This is a genomic window from Ensifer sp. Root558 (assembly GCF_001427045.1).
GTDB lineage: Bacteria > Pseudomonadota > Alphaproteobacteria > Rhizobiales > Rhizobiaceae > Ensifer > Ensifer adhaerens.
In genome coordinates, this window is record NZ_LMGC01000005.1 from 91,161 (window position 1) to 108,276 (window position 17,116).

The following is a 17,116-nucleotide window of genomic DNA, read 5'->3' on the forward strand; positions in this document are numbered from 1 at the left end:
GACGACCGCCGCCATTTCTTCCGATAGGGTCAATCTACGAGCAGGTGTGCGGGGAGGTGGCGACTGTGGCAATGCTCTTTGTTCCGGGCTTCATGCTCGACGCCGATCTCTGGCGCGATGTGGTTCCCGCACTCGGCGAGTACGGTCCCGCGACCTATGCCGACCTGTCGCAAGACGGCTCGATCGAAGCCATGGCCCGTCGCACGCTGATGGATGCCCCGGATCGCTTCATACTCACCGGTTTCTCCATGGGAGGCTACGTCGCCCGGGAAATCGTCCGGCAGGCGCCCGACCGGGTGACCGCACTGATCCTCATTGCCACGTCCGCGCGCGGCGACAGCGACGTCGAGCGCCAGCGAAAGGCTGTCGTCGCCGGGCAGGCCGCTGGCACGGCATTCAAGGGGCTCAGCCGATCGGCTATCCTCTCGTCCCTGCACCCCGACAATGCGGGGCGGACCGATATCCTCGATCGCATCCAGGTGGCAGGCCATCGAATGGGAGGCGACGCCTTTCGCCGACAAGCTCTCATCGAGCGGAGGGACGAACGGGACGCTCTGGCGTCGATCCAGTGCCCAAGCCTGGTCATTGCCGGCGAAGAGGATCGGTTGAGGTCGCGCGCCGAAACGCTGGAGCTTCACAATGGGCTCGTCGGCTCAAGCTTCGAGGTCGTCGCCGACACTGGCCACATGGTCCCGATGGAAGCGCCGCAACGCCTCGCCACCATCATTCGGGAATGGCTCGCTCAACAGAAGGCCGAAGCGTAACGCGCCCGAGCCAAACTCCACCGTTCGCCTCCCGTTGTCACCCAATTCTTGCCGTTTGCAGCCCTGGCCGTTCCAAATCCGGCGGGTGTCACGCTTGGGCTGAGGACGCTTTGGCAGTCTCGCCAAGCAGGACGTTCCACGGAGGAGAAGGATAGCAACCCGGCATTTCCGCTCACCCTCCACTTCGGTTACAGGACAGCTAGAAGAACGCTGTTGACAAAACACACCGATGACTGGCAAATGTCAGAAATGTACAGAGGACGCGGGTTGTCGGTTGGTTTCAGGGGAGACAGGAGCCTGGAGCCGAAGAACCGGGAAGCATTTCCGTCTGCACAGATGCCAGCATGGGAGGGGACATCGTGGCTTTTCAGATGGATCGGCAGCTCGGCTTTCTCGCCACTGTGAACGTTGCCGCCATTGTCGCCGGTGCGATACTCGTCGGCGCGAGTTTCGTCGAGCTCTATAACTTCCAGTCCATGGCGTCGCAGGTCCCCGAACTGGGGTTCCTCGCCCTTGGCGTCATGCTGGCCATGATGTCCGGCAACGGCGGCATCGACCTTTCCGGCATCGCGCTTGCCAATCTCTCGGGCGTTGCCGCCTACTACTTTCTGCGCGACGTGATTCCCGCCGACGAGGCTCCGCTTCTCTTCACCTGGAGCCTGATCGGCTTAGCGCTTGGCGTCGGCCTTGTCGGCGGCATGCTGAACGGTTTCCTGATCGCGAAGGTTGGATTGACGCCGATCATCGCCACGCTCGGCACGCAATTGCTCTTTACCGGCCTGGCGATCGTTCTCACCAATGGTTCGGCGCTCAGCATCGGCTATGTCGAGCCGCTCGACGATTTCGGTAATGCCACGATCCTGAGCGTGCCCCAATGCTTCGCTCTGTTCCTGGTCGTCGCGCTCGCGATCGGCGCCATCCTGCGTTTCACGCCCTTCGGCCAACGTCTGCTTCTGCTCGGCAACAATGCCAAGGCCGCGCGCTACGCGGGCATCCCGGAAAAGCGCATCCTGTTCCTGACCTATACGGTTTGCGGGCTATTGGCGTCGGTTGCCGGCATCGTCATTGCCGCGCGCACCTCGAGCGTGAAGTGGGACTACGGCACCTCCTATGTCCTCATCGCTATCCTGATCGCCGTCATGGCCGGGGTTCGCCCCGAGGGCGGCTATGGGCGAGTCATCTGCGTCGTGCTTTCGGCAACGTCGCTGCAGATGCTCTCCAGCCTCTTCAACTTCATGAACATCTCGAACTTCTTCCGAGACCTCGCCTGGGGCGTTCTTCTGCTCGTTTTCATCGCCACCTCCGGCTTCGACTTCAAAGCCTGGTTCAGGGCGGCCCGCAGCTAACCCCGTTTCCGCCAGGGCCGGGCGCGAGCCTTCGCGCGTCACAGCTCTTTCCTTTCGAAGGCGCAATGGGAGGAACTATGCCTGATTTTCGTAAAATTGCCGCCTGCACCGTGGCTCTCAGCACCATCTGGAGTGCCGCGGCTGCCATGGCCGAGGAGAAGCCGAGCATCGTGACCGTCGTCAAGGTCACCGGCGAGAATTGGTTCACCCGCATGGCCGAGGGCGTCGCCGCCTATGGCAACGACAACGATACGGTTGCCACGAGCCAGATCGGCCCGGGCAAGGCGGATGCCGCCCAGCAGGCACGCCTGATTGAGGACCTTGTCGCCAAGAAGGTCAGCGCGATTGCCGTCGTGCCGATGGATGCGTCGTCGCTCGAAGGCGTGCTGAAGCGCGCCGCCCAGCGCGGCATCAAGGTGGTGACCCACGAGGCCGACAGCATGAAGAACACGCTCGTCGACATCGAAGCCTTCGAGAACAAGGCCTTCGGCGCCCGCTTCAACGAGAAGATCGCCGAGTGCATGGGCAAATCAGGAAAATGGACGTCCTTCGTCGGTTCGCTCGGCAGCCTGACGCATGTCCAGTGGGCTGACGGCGGCGCTGAAAACGCCAAGAAGTACCCAGAAATGGAGCTGGTCTCGGAGAAGAACGAATCCTTCAACGACGCCAACCGCGCCTATGAGAAGGCCCGCGAGATCCTGCGCAAGCACCCCGACATCAAGGGCTTCCAGGGCGGCTCCGCCATCGACGTCATCGGCATCGGCCGCGCCGTCGAAGAGGCCGGCCTGCAGGACAAGACCTGCGTCTTCGGCATCGGCCTGCCGAAGGATACCGGATCCTATCTTGAATCCGGCGCCGTCGATGGCATCAGCTTCTGGGATCCGAAGGATGCCGGCTACGTCATGAACAAGGTGGCCGACATGGTCATCAAGGGCGAAGAGATCAAGGACGGCATGGATCTCGGCGTGCCCGGCTACGAAAAGGTGACGGTCAAGAAGGGTGCCGGTGACGGTATCATCGTCGTCGGCGAAGCCTGGGTCGACGTCGACAAGTCGAACTACGGCAAATACCCGTTCTGATTGGTTCTGCCGACTAATACCGTCGCGCCATAAACCGGCGCGGCGGCGTGTCCCTCGAACGCCCTCATGCACCATCAGGACAAAGCCATGCAGCCCCAGCCCACTGGCGGTGAACCGCATCTCAAGCCCGCGCCCCCTTTTCTGGAGGTGCGCAACATCGAGAAGCACTTCGGTGGCGTGCGCGCGCTCAAGGGCGTGAGCCTTTCGATCGAGGCCGGCAACATCTATCACCTGATGGGTGAGAATGGCTGCGGCAAGAGCACGCTCATCAAGATCATTTCCGGGGCTCAAGGGGCTGATGCAGGCGAACTCTTGATCGACGGCAAGACGGTCACCGGACTGACACCGGTCGCAGCCCTCGCTGCCGGCATCGAAACGGTCTATCAGGATTTTTCGCTGCTCCCCAATCTCTCGGTCGCCGAGAACATCGGGCTGACTCAGCAGTTGGTGTCCTCGTCGGGCAAGCTTGCGCGGCGGCTCGACATACCGAATATGCGGGCGACGGCCGAGCGCGCCCTTGCGGCCGTTGGCCTGCCGGCGAGCAGGGCCTTTCTTTCAACGCGGACGGACGAGTTGCCGATGGCGACGCGGCAGCTGATTGCCATTGCCCGCGCAATCGCCTCCGACGCCCGCCTCGTCATCATGGACGAGCCGACGACCGCGCTGACCAAACACGAGGTCGACAATCTCATCGGCGTAGTCGATCGCCTGCGCGCCAAGGGCGTGGCCGTGCTGTTCGTCACCCACAAGCTCGACGAGTGCAAGTCGCTCGGCGGGCGGGCGATCATCATGCGCGATGGCCAGAAAGTCGCCGAATGCGACGTCGAGGGCCATTCGAAGGCCGATCTGGCCTTCTGGATGACAGGCAAAGTGCTGGACGACACCCGCCAGCGGTCCGCCGTCACGCTCGGCGAGAAGCTGCTCAATGTCGAAAAGCTCTCACGAACCGGATTTTTTGCAGACGTGTCCTTGTCGCTGCACAAGGGCGAGATCATCGGCATTACCGGCCTGCTCGATTCCGGGCGCAACGAACTGGCGCTTGCGCTCGCCGGCGTTTCGCCGGCCGACGGCGGCGGTGTATTTCTCGAAGGCAACGAGATCCGCCTTGGCAAACCCGCCGATGCGATCGCTTCCGGGATTGGCTACGTTCCCGAGGACCGGCTCTCGGAGGGATTGTTCCTTTCGCAATCGATCAAGGACAATATCGTGGTTCCGGTCCTCGACCGGCTGCGCAATGCCTTCGGCATCGTCGACGGGCGCCGCAGCCGAGCGCTGGCCGAGCGCACGGTCGACGACCTTCAGGTCGTCTCGGCCGGCGTCGACAAGCCGGTGCAGTCGTTGTCCGGCGGCAACCAGCAGCGCGTGCTCATCGGGCGCTGGCTGACGATCGAACCAAAACTGCTCATCCTGCACGGCCCGACGGTCGGCGTCGACGTCGGCTCCAAGGACACGATCTATCGGATCATCCAGCGGCTCGCCGGCGACGGCATGGGCGTCATCATCATCAGCGACGACCTGCCCGAACTGCTGCAGAACTGCGACCGCATCATGGTCATGCGCAAGGGTCGAGTCGTCAAAACCTTTGCCGCCGAGGGGCTGGCGGAAGACGTTCTCTCCCGCGCGCTGACCGACGATACCATTGCGAGGCTTCAATGAGCGAAACCACCTTCTCCCCGGCAGAACCCCGGTCTGAAAGCGCGGGCGCTGTTGCCGGCATCTGGACGTGGCTCATGCGCCACCCACCGGCCTTCACGCTGATCCTGATCGTCGCGGTTTCGCTCGTCGTCGGTGCGATCAACACGGACTTCTGGCAGGTGTCGAACCTTTTCGACATCCTGCGTGCGTCCGTCGTCCGCGGCCTCTTCGCGCTCGGCGTGCTCGTCGTCCTTGCCTCCGGTGGCATCGACGTCTCGTTCACGGCGATTGCCGCCTTCGTCATGTACGCCGTCACCATGCTGGTCGTGAATGTCGTGCCCGACATGCCGATCGTCGCGATCCTCGCGCTCGGCGCAATCGGCGGCGCCTGTTTCGGCGCGCTCAACGGCGTTCTGGTTCACGCGCTCAAGGCGCCGTCTCTGATCGTGACGATCGGCACGCAATATGTCATCCGCAGCTTCTTGCTCACCTTTGTCGGCACGGCGCTGTTCATGAACATTCCGGCGGCAATGGACGCGTTCGGAAAGCTTGCGCTCTTCACCCATCACAGCGCCAACGGTTCGACCTCGACGCTGCCGGCCTTCGTGCTCATCCTCGCCATCGCTTCGCTCGTCACCTGGTGGATCCTTGAGCGCACCCTCATCGGCCGTGCAGTCTACGCCGTCGGCGGAAACGCCGGTGTGGCCGAGCGGCTCGGCTACAACCTGCGCACGGTACGTATCTTTGTCTTTGCCTATGCGGGGCTTCTCGCCGGCGTCGCCGGGATCATTCACGTCTCCAGCAACCGGCTGGCGAACCCGTTCGATCTCGCCGGCGCCGAGCTCGAAATCATCGCCGCGGTGGTCCTCGGCGGCGCGCGTATCACCGGCGGCTCCGGCAGCGTCATCGGCACGCTTCTGGGCGTCGTGCTGATCACGCTCGTCAGTAACGTCCTCATTCTCGTCGGCATTCCGAGCACCTGGCAGCTCGTCATCGTCGGTATTTTTATCATTCTCGCCGGCGCGATCTTCTCGATCCGCGGCAGACAATCCTGACGGCTGGCCCCGGGGCCGCCAAGCGCGGTCAGGGCCGGCGTCATTCGACAACCCTGTTTCCTTGAGAAAGGTTTGAGTGCATGGCGCACGATGTTTCGGTCATCGGACTTTACATTCTCGACATCCTCGGTCGCCCGGTCGATCGCATTCCCGAGGGCGGCAATGTCGAGTTTATCGATGAGATCCGCTTGACGGTTGCCGGTACCGCCGGGGGCACCGTCGTCGACCTTGCAAAGCTCGGTCTCAACTGCCTCGCGGTTGGCGCCGTCGGTGACGACGAGAAGGCCGATTTCGTACTTTCGACCTTGCAGCGCTTCGGCGTCGATACGGCCGAGATGCAGCGGATCCCCGGCGTTCCGACGTCTGCCACGATCCTCAACATCCGCCGCAACGGCGAAAGGCCTGCTCTTCACGTCCGCGGCGCGTCCGGTCATTTCGAGATCGCAGCCGAAGCGCTCGATCGCGTGACGGCGGCGCCGATTGTCCACCTTGGCGGCACGGGCCTGCTCGACCGCCTCGACGGTGAGCCGAGCCGCGTGCTTCTCGAAGCGGCCAAGACCAAGGACCGGATCGTCACCTTCGATCTGCTCGGCGCCAGTGAGAAGACGCTTTCCCTCATCCGCCCGCTCTTCCCCTATATCGACTACTTCATGCCGTCGGTGGAGGAGGCCATGCTGATTTCCGGGCGGAAAACCGCCGAGGATGCAGCGCTCTTCTTCTGCGATCTCGGTGTGAAGCATTGCGTTTTCACACTCGGCGGCGACGGCGTCTATTTCATGGATCCGGACCGAAAGACCGTGAAACTGCCGGCCTTCGAGATCGACGTCGTCGATACGACCGGCTGCGGCGACGCCTTCAATGCCGGTTTCATCACCGGCCTGCACCACAAAATGGACACGGAGACATCACTGAAGTTCGCGCAGGCCTCGGCCGCGCTGGTGGCGACCGGTCTCGGTTCTGATGCCGGCATCGCCTCCTTCGAGGGGACGCAGGCATTCATGCGCACCGCGCGCGTGAAGGCAAACTGACGGGCTGGCAGGGCGCTCCTGACGGAGCGCCTCAGACCCCTTCGGCCAGCAGCATCTCGGCGGTTTCGATGTCGGTGACAAGGTGAGTGGCGTAGCCGCCATTCATCGTCGCGCGGATTGCCGTTACCTTGTTCGCGCCGCCGGCGACACAGACGCGGCTCGGGATGCGCACGAGTTCGTCGAGCTCGATGCCCACCATGCGATCGTCGAGTTCGCCGCTCACCTGTCGGCCCGCCTCGTCGATGAACCGGCAGATCAGCACCGCGACTGCGCCGTGCGCCTGGTAGGAGTCGAAGTCCTCCTGGCTTGCGACATTGGCCGACCGGATCAGCGTGTCAGGACCGATATCGCCGACGCCGAAAACCAGGATGTTGGTCGAATGGATAAGCTCGAACTGCTTGACGAGCACCGGTTCGGAGAGAAGCCAGCGTTTCAGTTCCGGCGTCGACAGCAGCGCCGGCGCCAAAAGGTTGACGCAGCGCGCGTGAATGCGCTGGGACATCAGCGAGGTACAGAACTCCGGCGAGAATTCGGGATTGGCGATGGAACTACCCGAGACCTGGACGACAGTCAGCCCATCGAGTGCTTCGGCCAGCGAGATCTGATCGGCGACTGCAAGTACGGTCCGTCCCCAGGCCACACCGATCGTGTCGCCTTGCTTGATCATGTCGGCAAGCAGGCGGGCGCCCGCCTCACCGAGCCGCGTCACCAGCGACGCAGGCTCTCCCGCGGGAATGACCAGCGCTCCTTCGAGCCCGAACTTCTCCTTGAGCTTGCGAGCCACGGCGACGCGTCCGCCGACATCGGTGTTGACGCGGATGGTGACGAGGCCGCGCTCGCGGGCCTCCTGAAGGTAGTTGACGATGGTCGCGCGCGACATGCCGAGGATCTTGGCGATGTCGCTCTGGGTCAGTTGATCGACGTAGTAGAGCCAGGCGGCCCAAACGACCCCGTCATCGAACTCGGGCGGCAACGACTTGCCTTCGCCGATCATCCAACTTGCCCGCGCGCTCTCCGTCATCCGTCACTCCGCTTGATACCGTTTGCGCCACCTCAAACCGGAAAAGCGGCTGCCGTCAAACAAATTCGAACGCTCAATTGACATTTGACACACTATGCTGTCATTTGTTTATGTTCCGTTGTGACGGACGATCGAGAACGGAATCGCGCTTGAACACGCGGCCGCGGATGTGGCCGCATGGGCAGGCGAGACCGCGGCAGACAGGATCGGACCCGCGCCTCTTCGACGCGGCCCGCGCCAGACGCCGATCCCAAATTTCCCAAGCGGCCTTTCCCGTCAGCCTCCTGTGGCTCGGTGGGCATGGTCCCGCCATGTCATTTTTGTCCGGAGCCGTCGCAGGTGATGTCTGCCGGAAGCTGAGGAGCCTTTGCATGAAATCGAGATGGTCTGAAACCGAATATGCCAGTGTCGTCGACGCCTACGTCCGCAACGGCGTCAACCGCGACCTGGCGATCCGCACCTACACCACGCGCCTGCTCGGATCGGATCCGGAACTGGTGCTGCACGGCGGCGGAAACACGTCGGTGAAGACCACCTTTACCGATCTCGACGGTTCGGAAATTCCGGTTCTTTGCGTCAAGGGAAGCGGCTGGGACATGGGCACGATCGAACCGGCAGGACTGCCGGCCGTCCGCCTGCAGCCCCTGCAGGCGATGGTCGCTTTCCAGACGCTTAGCGACGACGACATGGTCATGCTGCAGCGCCGGTTGCTGCTCGATCCAGCGGCGCCCAATCCTTCTGTCGAAGCGATCCTGCACGCCAACCTGCCGTTCAAGCACATCGACCACACCCATGCCAACGCGATCGTGTCGCTGACCAACCAGCCGCACGGGGAAGATATCGTTCGCGAACTCTTCCCCAAGGCGATCATCGTTCCCTATGTCATGCCCGGCTTCGATCTCGCAAAAGCCTGCGACGAGGCCTTCCGCGCCGATCCGACCGCCGACGGCATGATCCTCTTGAAGCACGGCATCTTCACCTGGTCGGAGGATCCGCGCGAAGCCTATGAAAAGATGATCGTGGCGATCGACATGGCCGAGCGCCGCATCGCCAAAGGCAATCCGCGCCCGTTCGTTCAGGCAAAGCAACCGGCAGCGATTGCGTCGGCCGCCGAAATCGCCCCGATCCTGCGGGGCGCCGTCGCCATCGACACCGGTGTCGAAGGCTCTCCGAAGCGCTTCGTGCTCGAACACCGCGCGAGCGAGACCGTGCTCGAGTTCTGCAACGCAGAAAACGCTGCCGATCTCGCGCGCCGCGGCAATGCGACGCCGGAACATGTCATTCACATCAAGCGCTTCGGACTGGCCCTGCCGGCGCCGGTTACCGGAGAAATGGCCACCTGGGCAGAGACGGTGCGCACGGCGGTGGCGGATTACATCGCCGAATACCGCGCCTACTTCGAGCGCAACAACGCGCGTGTTGGCGGCAACAAGAAGATGCTCGACCCGATGCCCCGCGTCTTCTACGTCGCCGGCGTCGGCCTCTTCGCAGCAGGTCCCAGCAAGAAGGCGGCACGCGTCGGCGCCGATGTCGCGGAAGCCACGATCAACGTCATCCGCAACGCCGAGGGCATCGAGAGCTTCGAGGCGCTGTCGGAACAGGATCTCTTCGACATCGAATACTGGTCGCTTGAGCAGGTGAAACTGGCGAAGCAGGTGGAAAAGCCGCTCAGCCGACAGGTCGCGGTGGTGACCGGTGGCGCCGGCGGCCTTGGCCTTGCGATTGCCGAGGCGCTGCGTGCGGAAGGCGCCGAAATCGCCCTCGTCGATCTTGCCGAAGCGGCGGTCACGAAGGAGGCCGCCCGGCTTGGCGGCCTTGGCGTCGCCTGCGACGTGACCAACCCCAAGGCCGTTGAAGCCGCTCTCGCCGGCGTTACCGAACATTTCGGCGGTGTCGACATCGTCATTTCGAACGCCGGCGCTGCCTTCCAGGGCGCCATGATCGAGGTCTCCGACGAACTCTTCGAGAAAGCCTTCGCGCTCAATTTCTGGGGGCATCACTACATTGCCCGGACTGCGACCAGGATCATGAAGGCGCAACGCACCGGCGGCGCGCTGGTGTTCAACGTCTCCAAGCAGGCGGTCAATCCCGGCCCCAACTTCGGTCCCTATGGCACCTCGAAGGCGGCGCTGATGGCGCTGATGCGGCAATACGCCGTCGAGCATGGCGCGGACGGCATCACTTCGAACGCCGTCAACGCCGATCGCATCCGCACCGGTCTCATGACCGACCAGATGGTCGAGGAGCGCAGCCGCGCCCGCGGCATCACACCGGAAGCCTACATGCGCGGCAATCTCGTTCATCGCGAAGTCGCAGCCAAGGATGTGGCCGAAGCCTTCGTGCATCTTGCCAAGGCACGCACGAGCACAGGCGCGGTCATCACCGTCGACGGCGGCAATGTCGCGGCGATGATGCGATAGCCAGATTGTGCGGCCGCGGTGAGCACCACCGCGGCCGTGCCCTGCGATATGAAGAGCATCGGCTCGACCTGCCGATTGTGTCGCCGTGGCGAAGAAAGTTCGACAACGCGACGGCCTAAGCCAACGGACAGCGAAGGTCTACCTGACGAGCTGGCGCCTGGGCTCCTAGATCCCGGAGCCGTCCAGTTCCTGTTCGTCCTCGCCTTCCCAGGGCAGGGGCATCGCGGCGCGATCGAGATTTGCCATGGGCATCGGCATCCAACACTTCAGCTCAGGCTCGGCATACTCGATGATGCGACCGGGCGAGGAATCGGAGGCGCGCCAGCCTTCGGACCCAAACTGATCACCCTTCGACCAATAGGCGAGATCGACTTCCGCGGCGCCTTGTTCGGACGGGCGGATCGTGACGAGGATCCGGCTCCCGTTTTTCGGCGCGCTTGCCATATGACGCCAGTGGTCCGCCTCAGCCATCATTACCCTCCTGCCTTGCTGCACCTCACAAGTGTCGCCTCGGCGCTTAAAACGGTCAACTCATTGTTTGCGTGGGCGAGGGGAGGAGGCAAGGCCAAGCGACAGACCTAGGCAAGCGCGGAACCGGGCTGGGTAATAGATGAGCGGATGATCAGGTCTTCCTCGTCGTCCAAATGACGAATCCGAACTCGGACGCGGAAACCTGGCCGGCGAGGCTGTCGACCGCCGGCCGGCTTCGCCCGCAGTTCCCGAAATAGCGTCGGCGCCAGCAAACTTTACGGGATGGCGATGACCGCTTCGATCTCCACCTTCGCGCCCTTCGGCAGAGCGCTGACCTCGTAGCAGGCGCGTGCCGGGAACGGCTTGGTGAAGAAGCCCGCATAAACCTTGTTGATCTCCGCGAACTGTCCGAGGTCGGTGAGCAGAACCGTGGTCTTGACGGTGTTGGAAAGGGTCGTGCCCGCTGCGGTCGCAATAGCCCCAAGGTTCTTGAGGCACTGCTCGGCCTGCGCGATCGCGTCGTCCGAGTTGAACTCTCCGGTGGCCGGATCGATCGGAAGCTGACCGGAAACGAACAGGAGGTTGCCGACCTTGATTGCCTGTGAGAAGGGACCGACGGCACCCGGCGCGTCGGTGGTGTGGATTTCCTGGATCATGATCCGTCTCCGAGATTGGTGGTTGATTGGAACACGCTTATGCGTAGCGGGCGATCGCGAGATCGGTGGCGTCGATTTCCGGCTGGCGTCCGCTGACGAGATCGGCGATGACGCGGGCCGAACCGGAACTCATCGTCCAGCCGAGCGTACCGTGACCGGTGTTGAGATAAAGGCCGGCGACCTTCGTCGGGCCGATCACAGGCGTGCCATCCGGCGTCATTGGGCGAAGCCCCGACCAGAAGCTTGCCTTCGACACGTCGCCACCCGGGAAGAGATCGGTGACGGAGTGCTGGAGCGTCAGGCGGCGAGGCTCGCCGAGATCGTTGGTATAACCCGAGATTTCCGCCATGCCGCCGACGCGGATGCGATCGCCAAGCCTGGTGATGGCGATCTTGAAGGTTTCGTCCATAACGGTCGATTCCGGCGCGCGCGAAGCGTCGGTGATCGGGATCGTCAATGAGTAGCCCTTGACCGGATAGACCGGCAGACGGATGTCATGCGGCCTGACGAGGAGAGGGGAGAAGCTGCCGAGCGCCACGACGACGGCGTCGGCCTTGAGCGTGCCATGCGCCGTGACGACGCCCTTGATCCGGCCGCCTTCCACGTCGAGGCTGCGGATGATGCTGCCGTAGTTGAAGCGCACGCCGAGCGCTTCCGCCTTTTTCGCAAGTTCGTTGCTGAACTTGAAGCAGTCGCCGGTCTCGTCCTTCGGCGTCAGCAGGCCGCCGACGATCTTCTCGCGCACATGTTTTAGCGCCGGCTCGACGCGAATGCAGCCGTCGCGGTCCAGAACTTCGTAGGGAATACCGTCGGCGGCGAGCGCCTTGACGTCTTTGCCGGAGGCGTCGAGCTGGGCTTGGGTGCGGAAGAGCTGCAGCGTTCCCTGCATGCGCTCGTCATAGGCGATGCCGGTTTCAGCGCGCAGCGCAGCGAGCGAGATGCGGCTGTAGTCGGCAAGCCTGAGCATGCGGCTCTTGTTGATCGCGTAGCGCCCGGACGTGCAGTTCGAGAGCATCTTGATCATCCAGGAGATCATGGCGGCATCGACCTTGGGTCGAAGGATGAGCGGCGCGTGCTCCATGAACAGCCATTTCATCGCCTTCATCGGAATCCCGGGTGCTGCCCAGGGCGAGCAGTAGCCGAAGGAAACCTCGCCGGCATTGGCAAAGCTCGTCTCCAGCGCCGGTCCGGGCTGGCGATCGATGACGGTGACCTCATGTCCGCTCTTGGCAAGCTGGTAGGCCGAGGTGACGCCGACGATGCCGGCGCCGAGAACGATAACTTTCATGATGTCCTCAAAAGGAAAGGAAGCTCAGCGATACTGCCGTTCGTAGCGATGCCCGAGACCGGTCAGGATTTCGTAGGAGATGGTGCCGGCATCGCGTGCGATGTCTTCGAGTGTCTGGTTGGGCCCGAGGACCTCCACCAGGCTGCCGAGTTGCAGGCGCCCCTCCGGCAAGGCGGAGATGTCGATGGTGATGCTGTCCATCGACACCCGGCCGACGATCGGCAAGCGAACACCGTCGCAATAGACCGCACCGCGATCGCTCAAGCTGCGCGGCAGGCCGTCGGCATAGCCGGCAGCAATGGTGGCAAGCCGGGTCGGGCTTGCGGCGACATGGCTGCCGCCATAACCGACGCGCGCTCCGGTCGGCACTTCACGCGTCTGTACCACCGCAACATCGAGCTTGATGACCGGCTCCATCGGGTTTGGATGACCATCCGTCGGAGCACCGCCATAGAGTGCAATCCCTGGCCGAACGAGCACGCCGTGATAGGCTTCGCCGAGGAAAATGCCGCCCGAGTTGGCGAAGCACAGTTCGTATTCCGGAAACTCCGTGGCGATGCGTCGGAGTTCGGCAAGCTGGTTGCCGTTCTGCTCGCTCAAGACATCGTCGGCAGAGGCCAGGTGGCTCATGACAAACTGGATGTCGATCATGCCGCAGGTCCGCAGCATCGATGCGATCGCCGGTCGTTCCTGCGGCGGGACACCGAGCCGCGACATGCCTGTGTCGAACTGCAGCGCCGCGGGAAGGCGACGGTTGAGGTTTACAGCCGCACCGGCCCATTGCCGCAATTGTTCGAGGGAATTGATGACTGGAACGATGCCATCGTCGGCGCAGGCGAGCTCATTGCCCGGCTGCAGGCCATTCAGAACGAAGATCATCGCATCGCGGGCAAGCTGAGGTCGCAGGCGCCGAGCTTCCACGAACTGGGCCACGAAGAAGTGCCGGCAGCCGTGGTCATAGAGGCGCGCCGCGACCCGGTCCGCGCCAAGCCCATAGGCATCCGCCTTGACGACTGCTGCGGCCCGCGCCGGCGCAATTTCAGACACAAGCCGGTCGTAATTGCGAACGAGCGCCGCAAGATCGATCGTGAGGTAGCCTGAGGCGCCGCCCTTGATCGCTTTCTGCTGCGTATTTTCCCTGACTGCGCCGTCCATGGCCGAGCCTCCCAACTTGTCCGGAGGGTAGTGAAACGATCGCAGAATTGTCGACGAATTGTCGATTGATCGTTGCGCGGATTCGTGATCTTTGAATGAAACAGCGAAGAATTGGTATAATCTGCAATGCCCGCGCTCGACACCATAGACCGCAATATCCTTCGGCTGCTGCGCCTGGACGCGCGCCGGAGCAATGCCAGCCTCGCGACCGAGGTCGGGCTCTCGCCATCCGCTTGTCTAAGGCGGATAAAATTGATGGAACAGTCCGGCGTCATCCGCGGCTATACCGCCCTGGTGGACACCTCGAACGTCGAGGCCAGCATTGCCGTTATCATCAACATCACGCTGGACCGCCAGACGGAGGACTATCTCGACCGGTTCGAGGCGGCTGTACGAAGACATCCCGAGTTGCGGGAGTGTTTTTTGATGACCGGTGGATCGGACTATCTCCTGCGCGTCGAAGTCGCCAATGCCGGCGAGTTCGAACGCATCCACAAGGAGATTCTCTCGGCTTTACCGGGGGTCTCCCGGATCCATTCGAGCTTTGCGATCCGCAACGTGCTCGCGACACGTCCCAAGGCGCGTCGATAGGCTGCAGTGTCAGAACCCCGGCGGCCGCCCCTAGCAGAGCAGGAGGGCGACAGGCATCAAGGCGATGAGGCGGGCAAGTCCATCGGCCGCAAGTCGGTCGCGCAGGCTGTGGGTGGTTGGCGATTTGTATCTCGCCCGGGACAATTGTGCCTCCAGCGTTCATATATGAAACAGAACGAATATTCCGAAGGCGGAAATTTGCGAATTCTGCATTCTATTTTCTCTTGCAGGTTCGTTATCGTTCGTTTTTAATCAGCGCACTTTCGCTGCGAAAGTCAGGCGCGACTGATTGAGGAGGATCAACGCGACTGAGCACCGAGACTTGTCGTCTCAATATTGGGAGGAACCGCCATGAGAGTTTTGAAATGGACGCTTGCGGCCACATCTGCAATCTCGATCTTCGCCGCCTCGAACGCCTTCGCGGCAACGGAGCTTGCCTGGTGGCACGCGATGACGGGCGCCAACAACGAAACCGTTGAAAGGCTTGCCAAGGAATTCAATGAAAGCCAGTCGGAGTACAAGATTGTCCCCGTGTTCAAGGGCACCTATGGCGAGACCCTGAACGCGGGTATCGCCGCGTTCCGCTCCAAGCAGGCTCCCGCCATCCTGCAGGTGTTCGACGCCGGCAGTGGCGTGATGCTGGGCGCGGAAGGTGCCGTGGTCCCCGTGGCGGAGGTGCTTAAGAAGGGCGGCTACGAGTTTAATAAGGACCAGTATCTGCCGGGCATCGTCGCCTACTATTCCAAGGCTGACGGGACCATGTTGTCCTTCCCCTTCAACTCGTCGTCCCCGATTCTCTATTTCAACAAGGACGCCTTTACGAAGGCTGGTATCGATACGGCCAAGCCGCCGGCCACCTGGCCCGAGGTCTTCGAAGCGGCAAAGAAGATCAAGGCGAGCGGCGCGGCAAATTGCGGCTTCACCTCGACCTGGCTGACCTGGATCCAGACCGAAAACTTCTCGGCCTGGAACAATGTGCCCTACGGCACGAACGAAAACGGGCTTGCCGGGCTCGAAGTGGAACTGAAGATCGACGCGCCGCTCTTCGTCGACCACTTCCAGTCGATCGCCGACCTCGCCAAGGACGGCACCTTCCGTTACGGCGGTCGCACCTCGGAAGCCAAGCAGCTGTTCATGTCGGGCGAGTGCGCTATCCTGACGGAATCCTCCGGTGGCCTCGGCGACATCGTCAAGTCGGGCATCAACTACGGTGTCGGCGAGCTTCCCTACTATGAGGGCCATGGCCCGCAGAACACTATCCCGGGTGGCGCAAGCCTCTGGGTCTTCGCCGGCAAGAGCGATGGCGAATACAAGGGCGTGGCCGAGTTCTTCCATTTCCTCTCGAAAACGGAAACCCAGGCCCAGCTTCACCAGGTTTCGGGCTACCTGCCGGTCACGCTTGCAGCCTATGAGGAAACCAAGAAGTCCGGCTTCTATGAAAAGAACCCGGGCCGCGAGACGCCGATCAAGCAGATGATGGGCAAGGCGCCGACCGAAAACTCCAAGGGCGTTCGCCTCGTCAACCTTCCGCAGGTTCGCGACATCCTCAACGAAGAGTTCGAAGCGATGCTTGCCGGCCAGAAGGATGCCAAGACCGCGCTCAGCGAAGGTGTCGTGAAAGCAAACGCAGCGATCAAGACTGCAGTCGGAAACTGACCCCCAAAACGAAATGTCCGCATCGCCGAAAGGCGGTGCGGACCGGTCTTTGATGGGGAGGGGAGTCCATGCAGTCCGTCGTGTTTCCAAACAAGGTGCTGCCGTATCTTCTGCTGGCACCTCAGATCGTCTTGACGGTCATCTTCTTTTTTTGGCCCGCCAGCCAGGCGCTCTACCAGTCGGTGCTTCGCGAGGATCCGTTCGGCCTTAAATCCGGCTTCGTCGGTCTCGCCAACTTCCGGGCAATCCTTGCCAACCCGGACTATCTGCATTCGCTAAAGGTCACCGTGGCCTTCAGCCTTGCGACCGCGCTGTTGTCGATGGCGCTCGCGCTGCTGCTCGCCACGGCGGCCGACCGGGTGGTGCGCGGGCGCAACGTCTATCGCACGCTGCTAATCTGGCCCTATGCGGTTGCCCCGGCTGTTGCCGGCATGCTGTGGCTGTTCATGTTCAACCCGGCAATGGGCACCTTCTCTTACATTCTGCGCCGCAATGGCTTCGCTTGGGATCCGCTGCTCAACGGCAATCAGGCGATGTTTCTGGTGATCGTGGCGGCAGCCTGGAAGCAGATCAGCTACAACTTCCTCTTCTTCGTCGCCGGCCTGCAGGCGATCCCGAAGTCGCTGATCGAAGCGGCAGCCATCGATGGTGCCCGCGGCACTAAACGGTTCTGGACCATCGTCTTCCCGTTGCTTGCGCCGACGACGTTCTTCCTGCTCGTCGTCAACACCGTCTACGCCTTCTTCGACACCTTCGGCATCATTCACGCGGTCACAGGCGGAGGCCCCGCCAAGGCCACCGAGACGCTCGTTTACAAGGTCTATAACGACGGCTTCGTCAATCTCGACCTCGGCAGTTCGGCAGCCCAGTCGGTGATCCTGATGATCATCGTCATTGCGCTGACGGCGTTCCAGTTCCGCTTCGTCGAGAAGCGGGTCCACTATTCGTGAG

The 17,116-nt window shown here is 62.5% G+C and carries 15 protein-coding genes; 10 read left to right on the forward strand and 5 right to left on the reverse strand.

From position 1 onward, the window contains the following. Window positions 1-71 precede the first annotated feature (71 nt). The 6 genes from ASD63_RS09180 to ASD63_RS09205 all read left to right on the forward strand — a co-directional run bounded on the left by ASD63_RS09180 (window position 72) and on the right by ASD63_RS09205 (window position 6,907). Window positions 72-764 carry an alpha/beta hydrolase gene (locus ASD63_RS09180; protein ID WP_210337640.1) on the forward strand — a complete coding sequence of 231 codons (693 nt, stop codon included), beginning with the start codon at window positions 72-74 and terminating at the stop codon, window positions 762-764. 356 nt (window positions 765-1,120) lie between these two features. After that, window positions 1,121-2,110: an ABC transporter permease gene (locus ASD63_RS09185; protein ID WP_226020792.1), complete on the forward strand. Its 990-nt coding sequence runs from the start codon at window positions 1,121-1,123 to the stop codon at window positions 2,108-2,110. 77 nt (window positions 2,111-2,187) lie between these two features. After that, complete coding sequence (locus tag ASD63_RS09190) at window positions 2,188-3,189, forward strand: substrate-binding domain-containing protein (protein WP_034790392.1); 1,002 nt, start codon at window positions 2,188-2,190, stop codon at window positions 3,187-3,189. A gap of 87 nt (window positions 3,190-3,276) precedes the next feature. Continuing rightward, window positions 3,277-4,845 carry a sugar ABC transporter ATP-binding protein gene (locus ASD63_RS09195; protein WP_060529100.1) on the forward strand — a complete coding sequence of 523 codons (1,569 nt, stop codon included), beginning with the start codon at window positions 3,277-3,279 and terminating at the stop codon, window positions 4,843-4,845. Then, window positions 4,842-5,879 carry an ABC transporter permease gene (locus ASD63_RS09200; RefSeq protein WP_060529079.1) on the forward strand — a complete coding sequence of 346 codons (1,038 nt, stop codon included), beginning with the start codon at window positions 4,842-4,844 and terminating at the stop codon, window positions 5,877-5,879. Before ASD63_RS09195 ends, ASD63_RS09200 begins: the two co-directional genes overlap by 4 nt. Before the next feature lie 80 nt (window positions 5,880-5,959). Beyond that, complete coding sequence (locus tag ASD63_RS09205; protein WP_060529080.1) at window positions 5,960-6,907, forward strand: sugar kinase; 948 nt, start codon at window positions 5,960-5,962, stop codon at window positions 6,905-6,907. Window positions 6,908-6,938: 31 nt separating this feature from the next. On the opposite strand, the gene ASD63_RS09210 is transcribed toward ASD63_RS09205, so the two are convergent. Beyond that, window positions 6,939-7,928, reverse strand: a complete 990-nt coding sequence (locus ASD63_RS09210) for a sugar-binding transcriptional regulator (RefSeq protein WP_226020752.1) — start codon at window positions 7,926-7,928, stop codon at window positions 6,939-6,941. Window positions 7,929-8,299: 371 nt separating this feature from the next. Here ASD63_RS09210 and ASD63_RS09215 point away from each other — a divergent pair, with 371 nt between their 5' ends. Then, the gene (locus ASD63_RS09215) at window positions 8,300-10,348 is read left to right on the forward strand and encodes a bifunctional aldolase/short-chain dehydrogenase (protein ID WP_060529081.1); all 2,049 of its coding nucleotides are present in this window, start codon (window positions 8,300-8,302) and stop codon (window positions 10,346-10,348) included. A 165-nt stretch (window positions 10,349-10,513) separates the two neighbouring features. On the opposite strand, the gene ASD63_RS09220 is transcribed toward ASD63_RS09215, so the two are convergent. From ASD63_RS09220 to alr, 4 genes are all read right to left on the reverse strand, one after another. Further along, window positions 10,514-10,819: a hypothetical protein gene (locus ASD63_RS09220; protein ID WP_034790383.1), complete on the reverse strand. Its 306-nt coding sequence runs from the start codon at window positions 10,817-10,819 to the stop codon at window positions 10,514-10,516. A gap of 275 nt (window positions 10,820-11,094) precedes the next feature. Next, on the reverse strand, window positions 11,095-11,475 hold the full coding sequence (locus ASD63_RS09225; RefSeq protein ID WP_034790381.1) for a RidA family protein: 381 nt from the start codon (window positions 11,473-11,475) through the stop codon (window positions 11,095-11,097). 37 nt (window positions 11,476-11,512) lie between these two features. Further along, window positions 11,513-12,763 (reverse strand): D-amino acid dehydrogenase, encoded by a 1,251-nt coding sequence (locus ASD63_RS09230; RefSeq protein WP_034790377.1) that lies wholly within the window; start codon window positions 12,761-12,763, stop codon window positions 11,513-11,515. Window positions 12,764-12,787: 24 nt separating this feature from the next. Beyond that, the gene (gene alr / locus ASD63_RS09235; RefSeq protein WP_060529082.1) at window positions 12,788-13,918 is read right to left on the reverse strand and encodes an alanine racemase; all 1,131 of its coding nucleotides are present in this window, start codon (window positions 13,916-13,918) and stop codon (window positions 12,788-12,790) included. Between the two features lie 126 nt (window positions 13,919-14,044). Here alr and ASD63_RS09240 point away from each other — a divergent pair, with 126 nt between their 5' ends. The 3 genes from ASD63_RS09240 (at window position 14,045) to ugpA (ending at window position 17,115) form a co-directional block, all read left to right on the forward strand. Then, window positions 14,045-14,509 carry an Lrp/AsnC ligand binding domain-containing protein gene (locus ASD63_RS09240; protein WP_034790372.1) on the forward strand — a complete coding sequence of 155 codons (465 nt, stop codon included), beginning with the start codon at window positions 14,045-14,047 and terminating at the stop codon, window positions 14,507-14,509. A 351-nt stretch (window positions 14,510-14,860) separates the two neighbouring features. Continuing rightward, the gene (gene ugpB / locus ASD63_RS09245; RefSeq protein WP_060521180.1) at window positions 14,861-16,165 is read left to right on the forward strand and encodes a sn-glycerol-3-phosphate ABC transporter substrate-binding protein UgpB; all 1,305 of its coding nucleotides are present in this window, start codon (window positions 14,861-14,863) and stop codon (window positions 16,163-16,165) included. A 68-nt stretch (window positions 16,166-16,233) separates the two neighbouring features. Beyond that, a complete protein-coding gene (ugpA, locus tag ASD63_RS09250; RefSeq protein ID WP_034790369.1) occupies window positions 16,234-17,115 on the forward strand; it encodes a sn-glycerol-3-phosphate ABC transporter permease UgpA in 882 nt (293 codons plus the stop codon). The last annotated feature ends 1 nt before the right edge of the window (window position 17,116 follow it).